At 71.3% G+C, this 18,039-nt stretch carries 8 protein-coding genes; 5 read left to right on the top strand and 3 right to left on the bottom strand.

From position 1 onward, the window contains the following. Nucleotides 1-89 precede the first annotated feature (89 nt). The 4 genes from OO57_RS27720 to OO57_RS27705 all read left to right on the top strand — a co-directional run bounded on the left by OO57_RS27720 (nucleotide 90) and on the right by OO57_RS27705 (nucleotide 13,640). On the top strand, nucleotides 90-461 hold the full coding sequence (locus OO57_RS27720; protein WP_033255414.1) for an ArsR/SmtB family transcription factor: 372 nt from the start codon (nucleotides 90-92) through the stop codon (nucleotides 459-461). A 451-nt stretch (nucleotides 462-912) separates the two neighbouring features. Further along, complete coding sequence (locus OO57_RS27715; protein ID WP_081974010.1) at nucleotides 913-5,256, top strand: ricin-type beta-trefoil lectin domain protein; 4,344 nt, start codon at nucleotides 913-915, stop codon at nucleotides 5,254-5,256. Between the two features lie 406 nt (nucleotides 5,257-5,662). Continuing rightward, complete coding sequence (locus OO57_RS27710; RefSeq protein ID WP_081974009.1) at nucleotides 5,663-12,886, top strand: RHS repeat-associated core domain-containing protein; 7,224 nt, start codon at nucleotides 5,663-5,665, stop codon at nucleotides 12,884-12,886. A 115-nt stretch (nucleotides 12,887-13,001) separates the two neighbouring features. After that, nucleotides 13,002-13,640 (top strand): hypothetical protein, encoded by a 639-nt coding sequence (locus OO57_RS27705; RefSeq protein ID WP_051778318.1) that lies wholly within the window; start codon nucleotides 13,002-13,004, stop codon nucleotides 13,638-13,640. 99 nt (nucleotides 13,641-13,739) lie between these two features. Here the strand turns inward: OO57_RS27705 and OO57_RS27700 are convergent, their stop codons facing one another. The 3 genes from OO57_RS27700 to OO57_RS27690 form a co-directional block, all read right to left on the bottom strand. Further along, the gene (locus OO57_RS27700) at nucleotides 13,740-15,437 is read right to left on the bottom strand and encodes a phospho-sugar mutase (protein WP_033255412.1); all 1,698 of its coding nucleotides are present in this window, start codon (nucleotides 15,435-15,437) and stop codon (nucleotides 13,740-13,742) included. Between the two features lie 449 nt (nucleotides 15,438-15,886). Then, the gene (locus OO57_RS27695; protein ID WP_033255411.1) at nucleotides 15,887-16,720 is read right to left on the bottom strand and encodes a purine-nucleoside phosphorylase; all 834 of its coding nucleotides are present in this window, start codon (nucleotides 16,718-16,720) and stop codon (nucleotides 15,887-15,889) included. 157 nt (nucleotides 16,721-16,877) lie between these two features. Next, nucleotides 16,878-17,315, bottom strand: a complete 438-nt coding sequence (locus OO57_RS27690; RefSeq protein WP_033255410.1) for a gamma-glutamylcyclotransferase — start codon at nucleotides 17,313-17,315, stop codon at nucleotides 16,878-16,880. A gap of 133 nt (nucleotides 17,316-17,448) precedes the next feature. Here OO57_RS27690 and OO57_RS44170 point away from each other — a divergent pair, with 133 nt between their 5' ends. Then, nucleotides 17,449-18,033, top strand: coding sequence for a hypothetical protein (locus OO57_RS44170; protein WP_158715244.1), 585 nt, complete (start codon nucleotides 17,449-17,451; stop codon nucleotides 18,031-18,033). The last annotated feature ends 6 nt before the right edge of the window (nucleotides 18,034-18,039 follow it).

Raw genomic sequence — 18,039 nt, 5'->3', positions numbered from 1 at the left:
GGCGTCTGCATCTACGATGTTCTACGAACGTCGAAATTGATACCACGCTTATTCGAGACCTGTCGAACATCCCTGGAAGGAGGCGTCCCGTGCCCCGTCCCGGTCGCCGCCGCGAGGCGCCGCACTACCCCGACACCGCCGACATCGACCTACTGGACGTGCTGCACGCGCTGGCCGACCCGACCCGGATGACCATCGTGCGGACGCTCAGCGTCGAGCCCGAACGGGCCTGCGGCACCTTCCCGGTGGACGTCGCGCCGTCCACCCTCAGCCACCACTTCAAGGTGCTGCGCGAGGCGGGCGTGATCCGCCACCGCGAGGAGGCCAACCGCCGGCTGACCATGCTGCGCGCGGCCGACCTGGAGGAGCGCTTCCCGGGCCTGCTGTCCACCGTGGTGGCGGCGTACCGGGGCGAAGCGGTCGAGAAGGTCGCAGGCGGGGGCGAAGTGCGTGAGGGGTGAGCGGTCCTGCCGTAGTGGGACAAGTCAGGCGGTCGGCACATATGCGCCGACCGCTTTCTGATGCACGGTCAGTTCGTCCAATGCGCTTGGAAGTGACTTGATCTGACCGTCCATCGGAATCTGACGATGCGTCTCCAATCTTCGCTCCCACCCACTTTCCCGAAGTGCCTTGATCTGTCAACGAACTCATCGTCAATGCAGGTCAGCGGCATTCGGTCGTGCCGCGAAATCGGTTGAAGAAGGCGCCCGAGAGGATTCATTGACGAATATTCGGGGCAATATCGGGCATCTCGTTGCCGGGGCTTGACCCCCTCTTCGTGGAGGCTGCATTGTTCCCGTTCGAATGCCTGCTCATCGAGGGCGGGCAGCTCGGAGGGAGACCGCGCGCGCCATGTCCGATACGACCTCACCGAGACACCGTCCCCGGTGTGCCGGAACCGACCGGAGGGGCGTGCTCGGTCGCGCGACGGTGGCCGCGGCCACGGCGCTCGTGCTCACCGCGCTCTGCTCCCCGGCCGCCCGGGCCGTCGACCAGACGCCCGTGCCGGCGTCCACCGCGGGCGCGGACAGCGCGCAGCCGCAGGCCGAGAGCGAGCAGACCAGGGCGATCCGCTCGGCGCTCCGGCAGGCCCAGGAGACCGGCAAGCAGGTCCGGATCGACTCGATGACCAACGAGACGACCGAGGTCTTCGCCAACCCCGACGGCCGGACGCTGTCCTCGGAGGCCAACGCCCAGGACGTCCGGACCAAGCGCAACGGCACCTGGCAGGAACTCGACGCGAGCCTGCGGGCCAACGCGGACGGCACCGTCACCCCGGCGCTGACCGGCTCCGACCTGGTGCTCTCCGGCGGCGGCAGCGGCCCGCTGGCGAAGATCACCACGGCCGACGGCACCTCGATGGCGATCAGCGCCCCGTTCCCGTTGCCGAAGCCGACCCTGGACGGCCCGACCGCGACCTACGCCTCCGTGCTGCCCGACGTGGACCTGCTGGTGACGGCCCGTCCGGACGGCGGCTGGCGCGACGTGATCGTGGTCAAGACCGCGCAGGCCGCCGCCGACCCGCGGCTGAAGAGCCTGCGCTTCCCGCTGGAGACCACCGGCGTGAAGGCCGACACCGACGAGGCAGGCAACGTCTCGTTCAAGGACGCCCAGGGCAGGACGCGCTTCCACGCGCCGACCCCGTTCCAGTGGGACTCCACCCCCGTCCCCGAGCCTGCCCCCGTGGTCAAGTCCGATGGCGTCCAGGCCAAGTCGCTGTTCGCCGCGCCCGGCGCCGCCGAGGCGGAGGCCGAGGCCGAGTCCTCGAACGCCGAGCGGCCCGGCGCCGCCGCCGCGGTCTCCGAGATCGGGATCTCCGTCAGTGACACCGAGCTGGTGCTGACCCCGGACCCGGCCACCTTCGGCCAGGGCACCGGCCCCTGGTACCTCGACCCCGAGACCAGCGTCGACAAGGGCGCCACGGTCAACGCGCAGGTCCAGGAGAACCACCCCGACACCGCCAACGTCAACACCCTCAGCTCGCTGGGCGTCGGCTACTGCGGTTACTCGGACTGCACCGGCTACGGCCGCTACCGCGCGTACTACCAGATCCCCAGCCCCGACGGCCTGTTCGAGGGCGGCGGCCACGGCACCGCGACCGTCAACCGCGCCACCCTGTCCACCACCGTCGTCGACGCCTCCTCCCCGTCCACCAAGTCGACGCTGAACGTGTACAGCGCCCCGGCCTTCCAGGGCACCACCACCTGGAACAACCAGCCGTGCGGCACCAACGGCAAGATGACCGGCTGCACCTGGGCGTCCAACGCCGACGTCACCGGCACCGGCACCGGCACCATCAGCTGGGACGTCACCTGGTGGATGCAGAAGATCGTCAACGAGAAGACCCCCAACTGGACGATCGGCATCTCGGCCGAGAACGAGACCGACAAGCTGCTGCGCCACCACATCGGCTCCAACGCGCACATCAGCACCGTCTACGACATCACGCCGACGATCTGGTACCCGCGGACCACCCCGATGCCCGGCTTCACCAACGACCCGACCTTCGGCACCCAGGGCAACGACTGCCAGACCCCGGGCGGCAACGCCTGGGACAACGCGGGCTGGGTCGGCGCCAACCAGTACGTCTACCTGAACGCCAGCGCCTGGTCGCCGATCGGCGCCGGCACCACCGTCAACTTCCACATCTGGGACGACAACGACAGCACCTGGCACGCCTACCCCAGCAGCGGCGGGGCCGGCAGCTACGGCAGTGCCACGGCCTCCGTCGACCGGATGACCGACGGCCACCAGTACGGCTGGCTGGCGAACGTCACCGACGGCTCGCTGACCTCCGGTGACACCCCCTGGTGCTACTTCCGGGTCGACAAGACCCCGCCCCGGGTGGGCGTCTCCTCCGCCGACTTCCCGGCCAGCGGCACCATCGGCGCCGTCCCGAAGAAGAAGGCCGGCGAGGACGGCACCCTCACCCTCACCGCCAGCGACCCGGCTCCCGCGTCCGGCCTGCGCGCCTCCGGCCCGGCCTGCATCCGCTGGAGCACCGACCCGACCGCCGTCACCGGCTGGTCCTGCGACGCCACCGGTACGGCCAACAAGGACGGCGTGGTGAAGACCCGGGACCTCAGCGACGCCACCCGCGTCACCGGAACCATCTCCTACCGGCCGCCCCGCTGGGGCACCAACACCCTGTACGTGCAGGCGATGGACGTGGCCGGCAACTACAGCCAGCCGCTGCCCTACACCTTCTACGCCCCCTGGGACGCCAGCAGCGCCGCCGGTGCCCCCGGCGACCTCGACGGCGACGGCCGCGGCGACGTCCTCGCCCCGGACGCCCTCGGCAACCTGCGGGTCATCGGCCTGGACAGCGACATGACCGCCATCCAGGGCGCCCCGGTCGGCCTCGCCCCCGGCGGCACCTCCTGGAAGGGCGACGCCACCACGACCGTCCGCACCACCCACCTCGGCGCCCTGCGCCAGACGCCCACCCCGGTGGACGACACCGTCGCGTGGACCAACGCGGTCTCCGGCACCACGCCCCTGGCCTCCAACCTGTACCTGTACCAGAACAACGGCGACGGCACCTTCAAGGCGCCGGTGCTCCTCGCCAAGCCGGACTACCCCGACTTCGTCGGCGCGGACGGCACTGTCTCCCAGACGGAGCCGGCCAACTGGACCTACGACTGGAGCAAGCTGACCCAGGTGGTCGCGCTCGGCCGTACCAGTGCCCCCGCCGCCAAGGGCGAGACCAGCAAGGTCCCGCAGGACCAGACCGCGCTGCTCACCGTGGAGAACGGCAACCTCTGGCTCTACCGCACCCTGTTCACCAACGACGTGGCGGCTCCGGTCGTCAAGGTCTCGGCCGCGAACTGGGACAACTACGAGCTGATCAACCCCGGCAAGGCCTCCGGCACCGCCCAGCCCACCGTGTGGACCCGGGACAAGGCCGACGGCACCATCCGGGCCTACGACATCAAGCTCGACGCCAACGGCCGCCTGGACTTCGGCAACCTGGTCGACCCGACCAGCAAGGCCCGGACCGTCGGCACCCAGAAGTTCACCGTCGCCGCCTACCCGCAGATCGGCTCCAGCGGCGACGCCACCAAGGACGGCCTGCCCGACCTCTGGGCCCTGGACACCACCAACCGCCTCAAGGTGTGGCCCGGCACCGCCGCCACCGGCTCCACCGTGGTGAACGGCTTCGCCACCACCCCGTACGACCAGGGTGACAGCCGCCGCACGGTCGCCCGGCTGAAGCTCACCAACCCCGGCGGCTCCATCGTCACCGACGTCTACGGCAAGAGCCCGATGACGGCCGGCAGCGCGGTCACCTTCCCGGCCGACACGGTCAACGGCAGGAGCACCACCGTCGCGCACTTCGGCGGCGGTACCGGCGCGGCCGGTGCCAACTCGGTGATCTCCTACGGGGCCGGCCAGACCCAGCAGGTCAAGGTCGACACCTCGAAGTCGTTCACCGTCAGCGTCTGGGCCAAGCCGGCCGGCGTGAGCGGTTCGGTCCTGTCCAGCAAGGGCGCCACCTCCAGCGGGTTCATCCTCTGGCCGGACAAGGACGGCACCTGGCGCTTCGGCATGGCCACCACCGACAACGCCAGCCCGAGCTACCACCAGACGGCGGACGCCAGCACCAGCGCCGCCCGCTACCAGGCGGACCGCTGGGACCGGCTGACCGCCAGCTACAACGCCACCACCGGAGGCATGTCGCTGTACGTCAACGGGGTGCTCGCGGGCAGCAGCTACCACGCCGGCAAGTTCGGCTACAGCGGACCGCTGGTGATCGGCAACTCCCAGGAGGCGGGCGCGCTCTCCGCCGCGTTCAACGGCAACGTCAGCGACGTCGAGGTGTTCGACGTCCCGACCGACCCGAGCACCGCCGCCAGCCGGATCATGGCGAACCTGCCGACCGCCGTCGGCTCCAACAAGTGCCTGGACGCCAACAGCAGCGTGGACGCCAACGGCACCGCGATCCAGCTCTGGGACTGCAACCCGAGCACCGCCCAGCAGGCCACCGCGCAGTCGGACGGCTCCATCAAGGTGCTCACCCGCTGCCTCGACGTGACGGGCGCGGCCACCGGCAACGGCACCAAGATCCAGCTCTGGGACTGCAAGGGCAATGCCGCCCAGCAGTGGCTCTACCGCGCCGACGGCTCGCTCTACAACCCGATGTCCGGCCGCTGCCTGGACATCCCGAACGGCACCCTCACCAACGGGACGCAGCTCCAGATCTGGGACTGCAACCAGACCTACCCGCAGCGCTGGGGCATGGGGGCGATCGCCTGACCGGACCGGCCTGACCAGCCCGGCCGGGGGTGCCACTCGCGCCCCCGGCCCGGCCCACCGCCCCGGAAATCCGCCCGGAATTCGCTGGAGGAATTCCGCCGGGGCGGTATCAGGCGCATCTTCCCCATGGTTTCCCGGGGGGATTTCGAGAAAGTTCTCGGCCGGTCGGGGTCGGCGGTAACAGAATGGTTAAGTTGCCTGTTGGGGGCTGGTGTTGACAGTCCCATGATCTCTAGTTTCGGTGTCGACCATCGCGCATGCAATTCATGGCGTCCTGTTTCCTGACGGGGCGTCTTTTGTGCGTGGTCCCACATAATCTGGGGAGATTCATATGGGGGCACAGCGTGAACGCACCCCGCGCCACCGGTTGAGAGGCCGGTCGAGGGCGCTGGGGTTGCTGACGCTCATGGCAGTGACCGGGTCACTGCTCGGCGCGCCGCCGGCGTTCGCCGAGAAGCCGCCGAAGATCTGGGTGCCGCCGACCACGCCGCTGCAAGAGGCGGACTCGGTGGCCGGGCGCTCGGACGGCGCGGGCGGGACGGCCGCCACCGGCGGCGTGCCGCGGGAGTGGAAGCGCTCGGCGGTGGCTCCGGCGAAGGCCGGCAGCGCGACCGTCGAGGTCGTCGACGTGTCGGCGGACCAGGAGGCGGCGCGCCGCCTGGGTGGCGGGGCCGCTCCGGCGGCCGGCGGCAAGGCCAGGGTCAAGGCCGGCGACCTGCCGGTGTTCCTGACCGACCTGGGCACCGCGAAGGACAAGGCTGCGGGCACGCCCTCGGTCAAGGTCGACCTGCTGGACGAGGGCAAGGCCAAGGCGGCCGGCTCGACCGGTCCGGTGGTCCGGCTGGAAGGGGCCGGCGGCGCCGCCAAGGGCGGCCACAAGCTCCAGGTCTCGCTCGACGTCAAGGCGCTGACCGGCAACGCGATGTGGTCCGACCGGGCCCGGCTGGTGCTGCTGCCCGAGTGCGCGCTCACCACGCCGGACGCCCAGGAGTGCCGCACCAGCACCCCGGTGCCCTCCAGCGTCGACCCGCTGTCGGGCCTGCTGACCGCCGACGTGCAACTGCCCGAGGCACCCGCCGCGGGCACCACCCGCGCCTCGGCCGAGGGCGGCTCGACCAGCGCCGTCGTGCAGGCCGGGTTCGTCCAGCAGACCGCCGCCGCGTCCTCGGGCGCGATGGTGCTGGCCGCGCAGGCCGCCCCGTCCGGCTCCTCGGGCTCGTTCGCGGCGACCGCGATCGCCCCGTCCGCGGCCTGGAGCGCCGGCTCGAACGCCGGCAACTTCACCTACTCGTACACCTTCGACATGCCGACCGCGGTCGGCGGGTCCGCTCCCAGCGTGGTGCTGGGCTACGACTCCTCGTCGGTGGACGGGCGCACCGCGTCGACCAACTCGCAGTCGGGCTGGATCGGTGACGGCTGGGACTACTCGGCCGGCTCCATCTCCCGCTCGTACAAGCCCTGTGCCAAGGCCGGCATCGACATGTCCGGCGACGAGTGCTGGGCCGGGCAGTCGCTCCAGCTCAACCTGGCCGGCCACTCCGGCGTCCTGGTCAAGGACGACACCACCGGCGTGCTGCGGCTGCAGGGCGACGACGGCACCCTGGTCACCCCGCTGACCGGCCTGGCCAACGGGGCCTGGAACGGCGAAGGCTTCAAGGTCACCACCACCGACGGCACCCAGTACTACTTCGGTGCCAACCACCTGCCCGGCGGCGACAACACCGATCCGGCCAGCAACTCGGTCAACACCGTCCCGGTGTACCACCCGCACGCCGGCGACCCGTGCTACAACTCCTCGACCGGCCTGGCCTCCTGGTGCCAGATGGGCTGGCAGTGGAACCTCGACCACATCGTCGACCTGCACGGCAACCTGATCAAGTACAAGTACGCGAAGGAGTCCAACTACTACGCGCGCGGCGGCGGCCAGAACAACGGCACCGGCACCCGCACCGCGTACGACCGGTACTCCAACGTCTCCTCGATCCAGTACGGCCTGCGGCTGTCCGACCAGATCGCCTCCAAGGGCGCGGGCAACCCCGCTTCGAAGATCGACTTCACGACGGCGGAGCGCTGCTTCGCCTCGGGTTCGATCACCTGCAGCGACGCCCAGCGCGTGGTGGCCAACCAGTCCTCCTGGCCCGACACCCCGCTCGACCAGGCCTGCACCGCCTCCGGCACCTGCACCAACTACGGCCCGTCGTTCTGGACCTCCAAGCGCCTGACCGGCATCCAGACCACCGTGTACGTGGGCGGCGCCGCCCGCGTGGTGGACTCCTGGGCGCTCAACCAGGTCTTCTCGGACCCGGGTGACGGCAACGCGCCGACGCTGTGGCTGAGCTCGATCCAGCGCACCGGCAAGAACGGCCAGGCGGACATCGCGCTGCCCGCCGTGTCCTTCACGGCGATGCAGATGGCCAACCGGGTCGACGGCCTGGTCCCGGCGGCCCCGCAGTTCAACCGGCCCCGGATGAAGGAGGTCACCACCGAGACCGGTGGCCGGATCACCGTCAACTACAAGCCCGCCGAGTGCTCCCGCGTCAACAACACCATGCCGGCCTCCGAGGCCGGGAACACCATGGCGTGCATGCCGGTGAAGTGGGTCCCCCCGGGCTCGCAGGCCGGCACCAAGCCGATCGACGACTGGTTCCACAAGTACCTGGTCTCCTCGATCGTCGAGTCCTCGCCGGTCACCAGCTCCACCGTGGCCAAGGAGACCCAGTACGCCTACGGCGGCGGCGCCGCCTGGCACCGCAACGACTCCGAGTTCGCGGACGACGACACCCGCACCTACGACAACTTCCGCGGCTACCAGACCGTCACCACCACGACGGGCTCCGGCTCGGACGGCCCCCGCACCAAGTCGGTCAGCACCTACCTGCGCGGCATGGGCGGCCAGGTCACCGACAGCTGGGGCGAGTCGATCACCGACGCCGAGGAACTGGCCGGATTCGTCCGGGAGACCCAGAACTACGAGTCGGACGCGGCGGGCGCCAAGGTCGTCGGCGGCGAGCTCACCACCCCGTGGCTCTCCAAGATCACCGCGACCCACACCCAGCCCGGCACCCTGCCCAAGGTCACCGCCCGCTACATCAACACGGCCAACGTGAAGAACCGTTCGCTGCTGTCCAACGGCCAGTGGCGGACCACCGAGCGCAGCGCCACCTACGACGAGGACCACGCCGGACGCGTCGTCACCATGGACGTCCTCGGCGACACCACGCTCAGCGGCTACCCGCAGCGCCAGTGCACCTCGATGACGTACGCCTCGGGCAGCAACCCGGCCCTGGTCGAGCTGCCCTCGCGCATCCTCACCCTGGCCGGCGCCTGCGGCCAGACGCCCACCCAGGCCAACACCGTCTCCGACGCGCTGACCATCTACGACGGCCAGGCGCTGGGCACCATCGGCGACAAGGCCGACCAGACCGAGACCCGCGTCCTGGAGTCCTACGGCGCCAACAACACCCCGAACTACCGGGTGACCGCCAAGGCGCAGTTCGACGCCTACGGCCGCCAGGTCTCCACCACCGACCCCAACCGCACCGACACCGCCCACCCCAACGGCGCGACCACCACCACGGCGTACACCCCCGCCACCGGTGAGCTGCCCTCCCAGGTGGACGTCACCAACCCGCTCGGCTGGAAGTCCACCACCGTCGTCGACCCCGCTCGCGGCCTGCCCACCAAGGCGACCGACGAGAACGGCCGCACCACGCTGGAGACCTACGACGCCCTCGGCCGCCTCACCGCGGTCTGGCTGCCCGGCCGCGACCCGAACAGCACGGACGCCCGGAAGACCGCGCCCAACCGGAAGTTCACCTACGCGCTGAACGGCTCGACCTCCCCGTCGGTCGTCACCAGCGAGAGCATCCGCGAGGACCGCACCTACGCCAAGAGCCTGCAGATCTACGACGGCCTCGGCCGCGTCCGCCAGTCGCAGTCGATGCCGGTGCAGGGCCAGGTCGGCCGACTGATCTCCGAGGCGACCTACGACTCGCACGGCTGGCAGATCAAGTCCACCCCGGCGTACCACAACGCCGACTCGGGCCCGATCGCGACCGTGTTCCTGCCGCAGGACTCGCAGGTGCCGACCCAGACCTGGAACGAGTACGACGGCCTCGGCCGGATCACCGCCAGCAAGTTCATCTCCTACGGCCAGGAGCAGTGGCGCAGCACGGCCTCCTACCCGGGCGCCGAGCGCACCGACGCCACCCCGCCGCCCGGCGGCTACGCGACCACCACGATCACCGACGCCACCGGCTCCCCGGTCGAGATCCGGCAGTACAAGGCCGGCACCCCGACCGGCGTCTACGACGCGACGACCTACGGGTACGACGTCGCGGGCAAGCCGCTCTGGATCCAGGACAGCAGCACCCCGGCCCACCGGTGGACGTACACCTACGACCTGCTCGGCCAGCAGACCAGCTCGACCGACCCGGACGCCGGCACGTCGACCATGCTCTACGACAAGGCCGGACACCCCGTCACCACCACCGACGCGCGCGGCAAGTCCACCAGTGTCACCTACGACCTGCTCGGCCGACAGGTCGCCTCGTACGACGGGACCGGCACCACCGACGCGAGCAAGAAGCTCGCCGAGTGGACGTACGACTCCCTGGTCCTGGGCAAGCCCACCAGCACGACCACCTACGCCGACGCCCCCGACGGATCCGGCAAGGTGGCGTACGTCAGCGCGGTCACCGGCTACGACCTCGGCTACCGGCCGACCGGGACGTCGATCACGATCCCGTCGGTGGCCAAGGAAGAGAAGCTGGCCAAGACCTACAGCTGGACGAACAGCTACTCGCTGGTCCTCGGGCTGGCCAGGAGCACCACGCTGCCCGCGGTGGGCGGTCTGGCAGCCGAGACCGTCGGCAACTCCTACGACGTCGACGGCAACTTCCAGACCTCCAGCGGCCTGGACTACTACGTCCAGGACATGCAGTACGACGCGTTCGGCCGCCCCACCCGCACCACGGTGGGCGCGTCCGGCAAGCAGGTCGTCTCCACCCAGCAGTACGACCCGGGCACCGGCAACGTCGTGCAGTCCACCCTGGACAAGCAGACCGCGGCCACCACCCACGTCGACCTCACGAACTACACCTACAACAAGGTGGGTTCGATGACCTCGGCGAAGACCGTCCAGGACGGTACCTCCACCGACCTGCAGTGCTTCACCTACGACTACCTCGGCCGCCTCAGCTCGGCCTGGACCGACAAGGGCACCACCACCACCGCCCCCGCACCCTCCGTGCAGGGCATCGGCAGCTGCACCAACGCCACCGAGCCCACCGCGGCCACCGCCTCGGCCCGGATCGGCGGCCCAGCCCCCTACTGGCAGACCTACTCCTACGACCTGACCGGCAACCGCACCAAGCTGGTCCAGCACGACATCACCGGCGCGGTCGTCAACGACCGGCAGACCGACCAGACCTTCGCCCCCGGCCCCAACACCGCCACCAACGACCCCACCACGGGCGGCGGCACCGGCGGACCCCACGCGCTGCTCACCTCCAAGACCAGCGCGAACGGCACCAGCAAGGTCACCACGTCCACCTACGACGCGACCGGCAACACCACGTCCGTCACGGACACCACCGGGACCAAGACGCTGACCTGGGACAACCAGGGCAAGCTCACCAAGGTCCACGACACCGCGGCCCCGGCCGCCGACACCAGCTACGTCTACGGACCGGACGGTAGCCAGCTGATCCGGCGCGTGGGCGGCAAGACCACCCTCAACCTGGGCACCGACGAGGTCACCCTCGACACCGCCACCGGCAAGACCACCGCCACCCGGTACTACCCGGCTCCGGGCGGCCTGACCATCACCCGAACCGCCGACGACGCCGGCGCCACGGTGCTCTACTACCAGGCGTCCGACCCGCACGGCACCGCCGGCGTCCAACTGGACGCCGCCAACCTGACCGTCGCCCGACGCCCCACCGACCCCTTCGGCAACGCCCGCGGCACCCAGCCCGGCAACGGCGTCTGGGCCGGCGACAAGGGCTTCGTCGGCGGCACCATCGAAGGCACCGGATTCACCAACCTCGGCGCCCGACAATACGACCCGAAGACAGGGCGCTTCCTGTCCGTCGACCCGGTCTTCAACGGCTCGGACCCGCAGTCGTGGAACGCCTACGCCTACGCCGACAACAACCCCGTCGACCACGCCGACCCGGACGGCACCTGCATCCCCGACGACACCGGCCGCTGCATGTCGGCCGCCGGCTGGGACGCCTACGCCGCCGGGAAGACCGGCCTCGACCAGGGCAACGGTGGAAGCGGCAAGGATTCCTCGAGCACCACTCCGGCCTCCAAGGCCGCGCAGGGCGCCAAGAACGAGGCCCTGCGGCAGAAGCAGGCCGCCGACGCGGCGCTCGCCAAGGCCAAGCAGGCCCGCGAGGAACTGGTCAAGCAGATCATCGACGTCGTCGGCGACCTGATCGGCTTCAACGACGCCCGCGACTGCTTCACCAAGGGCGACGTCATGGGCTGCGTCAACACGGCCCTGAACTTCGTTCCGTGGAGCAAGGTCTTCAAGGCCGTCAAGGTCGGCATCAAGGCATTCAAGCTGTGGCGCGAGGGCGAGAAGGCCTACGACGCCATCCGTAGCGCGGAACGCGTGGCCAAGGGAGCCGAGGAAGCGCTCTCCGTCGCCCGCAAGACCGAGAAGGAGGTCGCGGAGGCCGAGGCGCAAGCGGCCAAGGCCGCTGAAGCGGATGCCGCGAAGGCGGTGGAAGCGGATGCCGCGAAGGCGGACAGCGGTGGTTCATGCCCGATCAACGGCAACAGCTTCCCTGCGGGGACGCTGGTCCAACTCGCTGACGGAAGCACCGAGCCGATCAACCAGCTCGAACTCGGCGACCTGGTTCTGGCCACCGATCCGCAGACCGGTGAGACCAGGCCCGAACCGGTCGTGGCCACCATCGTCGGCCACAACGACATCGATTTCACCGATCTGACGGTTCGCGGGAGTTCCGACTCCGAGCTTGAGAAGATCACGTCCACGGCCCACCACGCCTACTGGGACGAGACGTCCCGGAGCTGGGTGGACGCCACCGACGTTCCCGTCGGTCACGAGCTCCGCACGGTCGATGGCACCGATGTCACCGTCATCGCGACCCGGAGCTACGGCACCCCGCCGAGCAGCGCGTACAACCTCACCGTCGCAGACCTCCACACGTACTACGTGCTGGCCGGCGCGACACCTCTGCTGGTCCACAACTGTCCGACCGCAGAGGAAGGCGCCCACGCGAGGGCGTCGGAGAGTGCGGCGCGTTCCTCCAACCCCGGTGGTTCCACCGGGGACGAGGGTGCGACCGGCGGCTTCCTCAGGCTGCAGGGCCACAGCGACCACGACCTGGTGTCGAGCAAGCCGTACCCCGGCTACAAGCCCCCCAAGGGGGCCAAGGAAGGCTGGGAAACCCACGTCGAGGCGCAAGCCGCGGCGCTCATGCACAAATACAAGGACGAGGTGAAGAGCGGGATCCTGATGATCACCCACCCGCGCGGTGTCTGCTACACCTGCCTCGCCACCATCCGGGACATGCTGCCGACGGGATCAACACTCACCGTCTACTTCCAGAGGGGCAGGAAATTCTACAAGGCGGGGACATTCGTGGGGAACTAGCCGACGGCTCGTTTTCATCCGTTGAATCCCTGACCGACGGCCCGCCCGTCTCCCCCGCTTCGGGGGGCGGGCGGGCCCGATCCGATTCCACCCCGCTGTGTGAGAGGATAATTCCGTGGAAAGTAGAATCCCCGACCCCCGTGCGATCCTCGCGGAGACCGATTGGTCCGGCCTTGAGCACGCCTACGGCCCGGCTGCCCCCGAGACCCCCCTGAAGCTGGCCGGACTGCTGTCCGGCGAGCCTGCCGCCGCAGAAGCCGCCCTTGACCACCTGTGGGGAGAGGTCCTCCACCAGGGTTCCCTCTGCTCCGCCACTGCCCCGGTCGCCTGCTACGTCGCCGCGCTGCTGTACGACGCCGGTAGCGGTGAATTCCTGGACCCCAAGCACCGGCGGCGGCTCCTGTCATGGCTGGCCGAATCGGCATACACCGTAAGCGACCACCGGGAGCGGCAGTTGGAAGAGTGGTTCGGGCCGGATCGCACTACCCTTTTCAGGGAGTTTCAGGAAATCCGTCCGAGGATTTTCCTCGGCGTCGCTCCCCATCTGCATTCCCCGGCAGGGGAAGTCCAGGAAGCCGCCCTTCTCGCGGCCGCCCACCTTTTGGACGACCCCAGGCTCCACTCGTACCGCTCCGAAGTCTCGCCGATGATTCGGACGGTCCTGGCCGAAAGCGTTCACGACGGCCACCGGGAAGTCGCTGCCCGGGCCCTCGCGTCCTGGGAGGGGGACGCGGGGGGCGCGCGGAACGAGTAAGCACGGGAAGCGCGACCGCGCCGCCCGCAGGCCGGGCGGCGCCGACCGAGGGCTCGGGGGCCGAAGCCCCCGAGCCCTCGGTGCGGATGCGGCGGCTCGTCAGGCCAGCCCCGCCGCCGTGGCGAAGTCGCGCTTGAGGGCGTCCAGCAGCTCCTGGGCGGTGGCGCGGGCGGCCGGGAGGTCGGCGGGGGTGGCAACCGGGAGGACGGTCTCCAGGTAGCACTTGAGCTTGGGCTCGGTGCCGGAGGGGCGGACGACGACGCGGGCGGAGGTGACGGCGGGGCCGGTGAGGAGGTAGCGGAGGCCGTCGGTCGGGGGGAGGTCGGGGGCGCCGGCGGTGAGGTCGTCGGCGCGGGTGACGGTCAGGCCGGCGAGTTCGACGGGGGGCTTGTCGCGGAGGGTGGTCATCGCGTCGGTGATGACGGTGAGGTCGTCGACGCGGACGGAGAGCTGGTCGGTGGCGTGCAGGCCGTGCGCGAGGGCGAGGTCGTCGAGGAGGTCGGTGAGGGTGCGGCCGTCGCGCTTGAGGCCCGCGGCGAGTTCGGCGATCTGGAGGGCGGCGGTGATGCCGTCCTTGTCGCGGACGCCTTCCGGGTCGACGCAGTAGCCGAGCGCCTCCTCGTAGCCGTAGCGGATGTCCTCGGCGCGGGCGATCCACTTGAAGCCGGTGAGGGTTTCGGCGTAGCCCAGGCCGGCCGCGGCGGCGATCTTGCCGAGCAGGGTGGAGGAGACGATGGTGGTGGCGAAGACGCCGGTGGCGCCCTTGGCGGCGACGGCCGCGCCGAGCAGCGCGCCGACCTCGTCGCCGCGCAGCATCCGCCAGTCGCCGTCGGTGGTGGGGACGGCGACGGCGCAGCGGTCGGCGTCCGGGTCGTTGGCGATCACCAGGTCGGGGCGGGCCGCGCGGGCGGTGGCGAAGGCGAGGTCCATCGCGCCCGGCTCCTCCGGGTTGGGGAACGCGACGGTGGGGAAGTCCGGGTCCGGCTCGGCTTGTTCGGCGACCACGGTCGGTGCGGGGAACCCGGCGGCGGCGAACGCGGCGAGCAGGATGTCGCGGCCGACGCCGTGCAGCGGGGTGTAGACGGTGGTCAGCTCGCGCGGCCCGTCGGCGTCCAGAACGGAGACGGCGCGGGCCAGGTAGGCGGCGAGCACGTCGTCCCCGAGCACCTCCCAGCCGCCCCCCGCGCGCGGGACGTCGGCGAGCGCGCCCAGCGCGTCGATCTCGGCGGCGATGTCGACGTCCGCGGGCGGGACGATCTGCGAACCGTCGCCCAGGTACACCTTGTAGCCGTTGTCCTGCGGCGGGTTGTGGCTGGCGGTCACCACCACGCCGGCCGCCGCGCCCAGCTGCCGGATCGCGAACGCGAGGACGGGCGTGGGCAGTGCGCGGGGCAACAGCGCGGCGCGCAGCCCGGCGCCGACCACCACGGCGGCGGTGTCCAGCGCGAAGTCGTACGACTTGTGCCGGGCGTCGTAGCCGATCACCACCAGGTCGCCGAGTTCCGGGTGCTTGCGGACGTACCCGGCCAGTCCGGCGGCGGCCCGGATCACCACGGCCCGGTTCATCCGCATCGGCCCGGCGCCCAGCTCGCCGCGCAGCCCGGCGGTGCCGAACTGGAGGCGTCCGGCGAAGCGTTCGGCCAGCCGGGACCAGGCGATCCGCTCCTCCGCCTCGGCCTCCGGGCCCTCGGCGGCGGCCAGCAGCGCGGTCAGCTCGGCCCGGGTCTCCGGGTCGGGGTCCTCGGCCAGCCAGGCGCGGGCCCGGTCGAGGAGGTCGTTGGTGGGTGCCTGCGACATGCGGACCGCTCCCTGGGGGTGTGAGGACGAGGGGTGAGAGAGGTGTGAGGACGAGGGCGGAGAGGTACGGAGGGTGCGGACGGGAACGAGGGCGAGGACGTGCGGTGGGGCGCGGTGCGGGGCCGGGCGGCCGGCGCCGGGCCGCTCCGCCGGTCGTCCGGCTCCGGGCCGCTCCGCGCCCGGCGAGCGGCATGGCCGCGGTGCCGCGGGCCCGGTTTCCGTTCGCCCGGCGCCGGCGCCGGCGCCGGTTCCGGTTCTGCGGACCGGCGTGCTCCGGCCGGTCGCCCGGCCGCCCGGTCGCGGGGCCGGCCGTCGTCGCTCCGCCTCCGGCCCCGTCCCGGTGCGGCGGTCCGGCTCCCGCCCCGTCGCCCCGTGCTGCTGCTCGCCACATCACCCGATTCTCCGTCAGGCGGGCGGCGCGGGGCGGGAGTCCGGCCCCCGCCGGGGTGTCAGATCCGCTCCAGGACCTTCGCCAGCAGCGCGCCCATCCGCTCGGCGGAGGCCTTGCCGGCCTCCAGCACCTCGGCGTGGTTGAGGGGCTCGCCGGTGATGCCCGCGGCCAGGTTGGTGACCAGCGAGATGCCGAGCACCTCGGCGCCGGCCTCGCGGGCGGCGATGGCCTCCAGGGTGGTGGACATGCCGACGAGTTCGCCGCCGATCACCCGGGCCATGTTGACCTCGGCCGGGGTCTCGTAGTGCGGGCCGCGGAACTGCACGTAGACGGCCTCGTCGAGGGACGGGTCGATCTCGCGGCAGAGGGTGCGCAGGCGCTTGGAGTACAGGTCGGTGAGGTCGACGAAGTTGGCGCCGACGATCGGGGAGTCCGCGGTCAGGTTGATGTGGTCGCTGATCAGCACCGGCTGGCCGGGGACCCAGCCCTCGCGCAGGCCGCCGCAGCCGTTGGTGAGCACGATCGTCCGGCAGCCCGCCGCGGCGGCGGTGCGCACGCCGTGCACCACGGTGGCCACGCCGTGGCCCTCGTAGTAGTGGTTGCGGCCGAGGAAGACCAGGGCCCGGCGCTCCTCGCCCGCGCCGGGGATCCGCACCGAGCGGATGGTCCCGGCGTGGCCGGCCACCGCGGGGGCGGGGAAGCCGGGCAGGTCGGTGACCGGGAACTCCGCGAGTGTCTCGCCCAGGGCGTCGGCGGCCGGCACCCAGCCGGAGCCCATCACCAGGGCGACGTCGTGGCGCTCGGCGCCGGTGAGTTCGCGCAGCCGGTCGGCGGCGCCCCGGGCGGCGGCGTAGGGGTCGGCGGAGACGACCGTCTGAGGAGATGCGTTCACACGGTCGAGGATAGGTCAAATCTGCCTACGCGCGTAGACAGCACGCCCAGGCCATGCCGGATCGTTACCCGGATTGCGTGGAAGCACGGCATTCGTCCCCGCGGCGGCAAGGGTTCCCGGCGGAACCCACCACGGCCGGCGAGGGGCGGCGCGCCCGTCAGCAGGGGCGGCGGCGCAGGTCCAGCACGTAGTCGTCGGGGGCACCGGCGCTCTCCGCCGCGTCCGCGATCAGGCCCAGGTAGCGGGCGGCGGGCAGCCCGCCCTCGTAGTCGTTCAGCACGTACGTCCAGACCGCGACCTCGCCGTCCAGGGTCTGCGCGCGCAGCTTCACCTTGCGGTAGATGCCGAGCTGCACGCCCTCCCAGCGGTCCAGGCCGTCCGCGTCCATCGGGGCGACGTCGTAGAGCGAGACGAAGACCTGCTCCTTCTCGTCCTCCACCACGGTGGCCAGCGAGCCCTCCCAGCCGAGCTGCTCGCCGCCGAAGGTCAGCCGCCAGCCGGGCAGCCAGCCGGTGCCGCGCAGCGGGGAGTGCGGGGCGCGGCGGGACATCTGCCGGGCGTCGAGGTTGGTGGCGTAGGCGGCGTAGAGCGACATGGCGCCAGCCTACGGGAGCGGGACGGTCCACCGGGCTGCGCGTCCGGAGCGGGCCTACCGTGGAGGGAGGTCTCACCCCGCGGGCGGACCCGTCGGGTCGGGGGCGGGGTGCGCGCCGGACGGGAGCGTCCTGATGCGACAACTACCGGTGGTGGCGGGTGTCCCGGTCGTGGCGGCGGTGCTGCTGGCGACCGCGGTCGGCTGCGGGTCGAACGGCGGCAGCGGCGGGCAGGCGGGAGCCAGCCCGCCGGCTGCGGTGACGGTCACCGCGACGCCGACCCCGACGCCGACGGTCACCGTCACCCCGACCCCGACCCCGACGGTCACCGTCACCCCGCGGACGGTCACCGCCACGCCGAACCCGACCGTCACGCCGAACCCGACCGTCACGGTCACCACCGCGCGGGGCGGCAACCCGACGCTCACCAACGCCACCGCCGTGGTCACCCAGTACTACGAGGACATCACCGACCACGACTACGCCGCGGCCTGGGCGCTGGGCGGGAAGTACATCGGCGGCAGCGACTACGACGGCTGGGTGAAGGGCTACGCCACCACGGCGAGGATCTACCTCGGCACCAGCAGCGAGTTCGGCTCGGGCCAGGTCCGCGCGGTGATCTACGCGGTGCAGACCGACGGCAGCACGAAGACCTACGAGGGCACCTACACGGTGTCCAACGGGCTGCTCGTCGGGGCCTCGATCCGGCAGACCGGCTGACCGGGA

Source organism: Kitasatospora phosalacinea, from assembly GCF_000717185.1.
GTDB lineage: Bacteria > Actinomycetota > Actinomycetes > Streptomycetales > Streptomycetaceae > Kitasatospora > Kitasatospora phosalacinea_A.
This window is presented reverse-complemented; position numbering and strand designations above follow the sequence as displayed.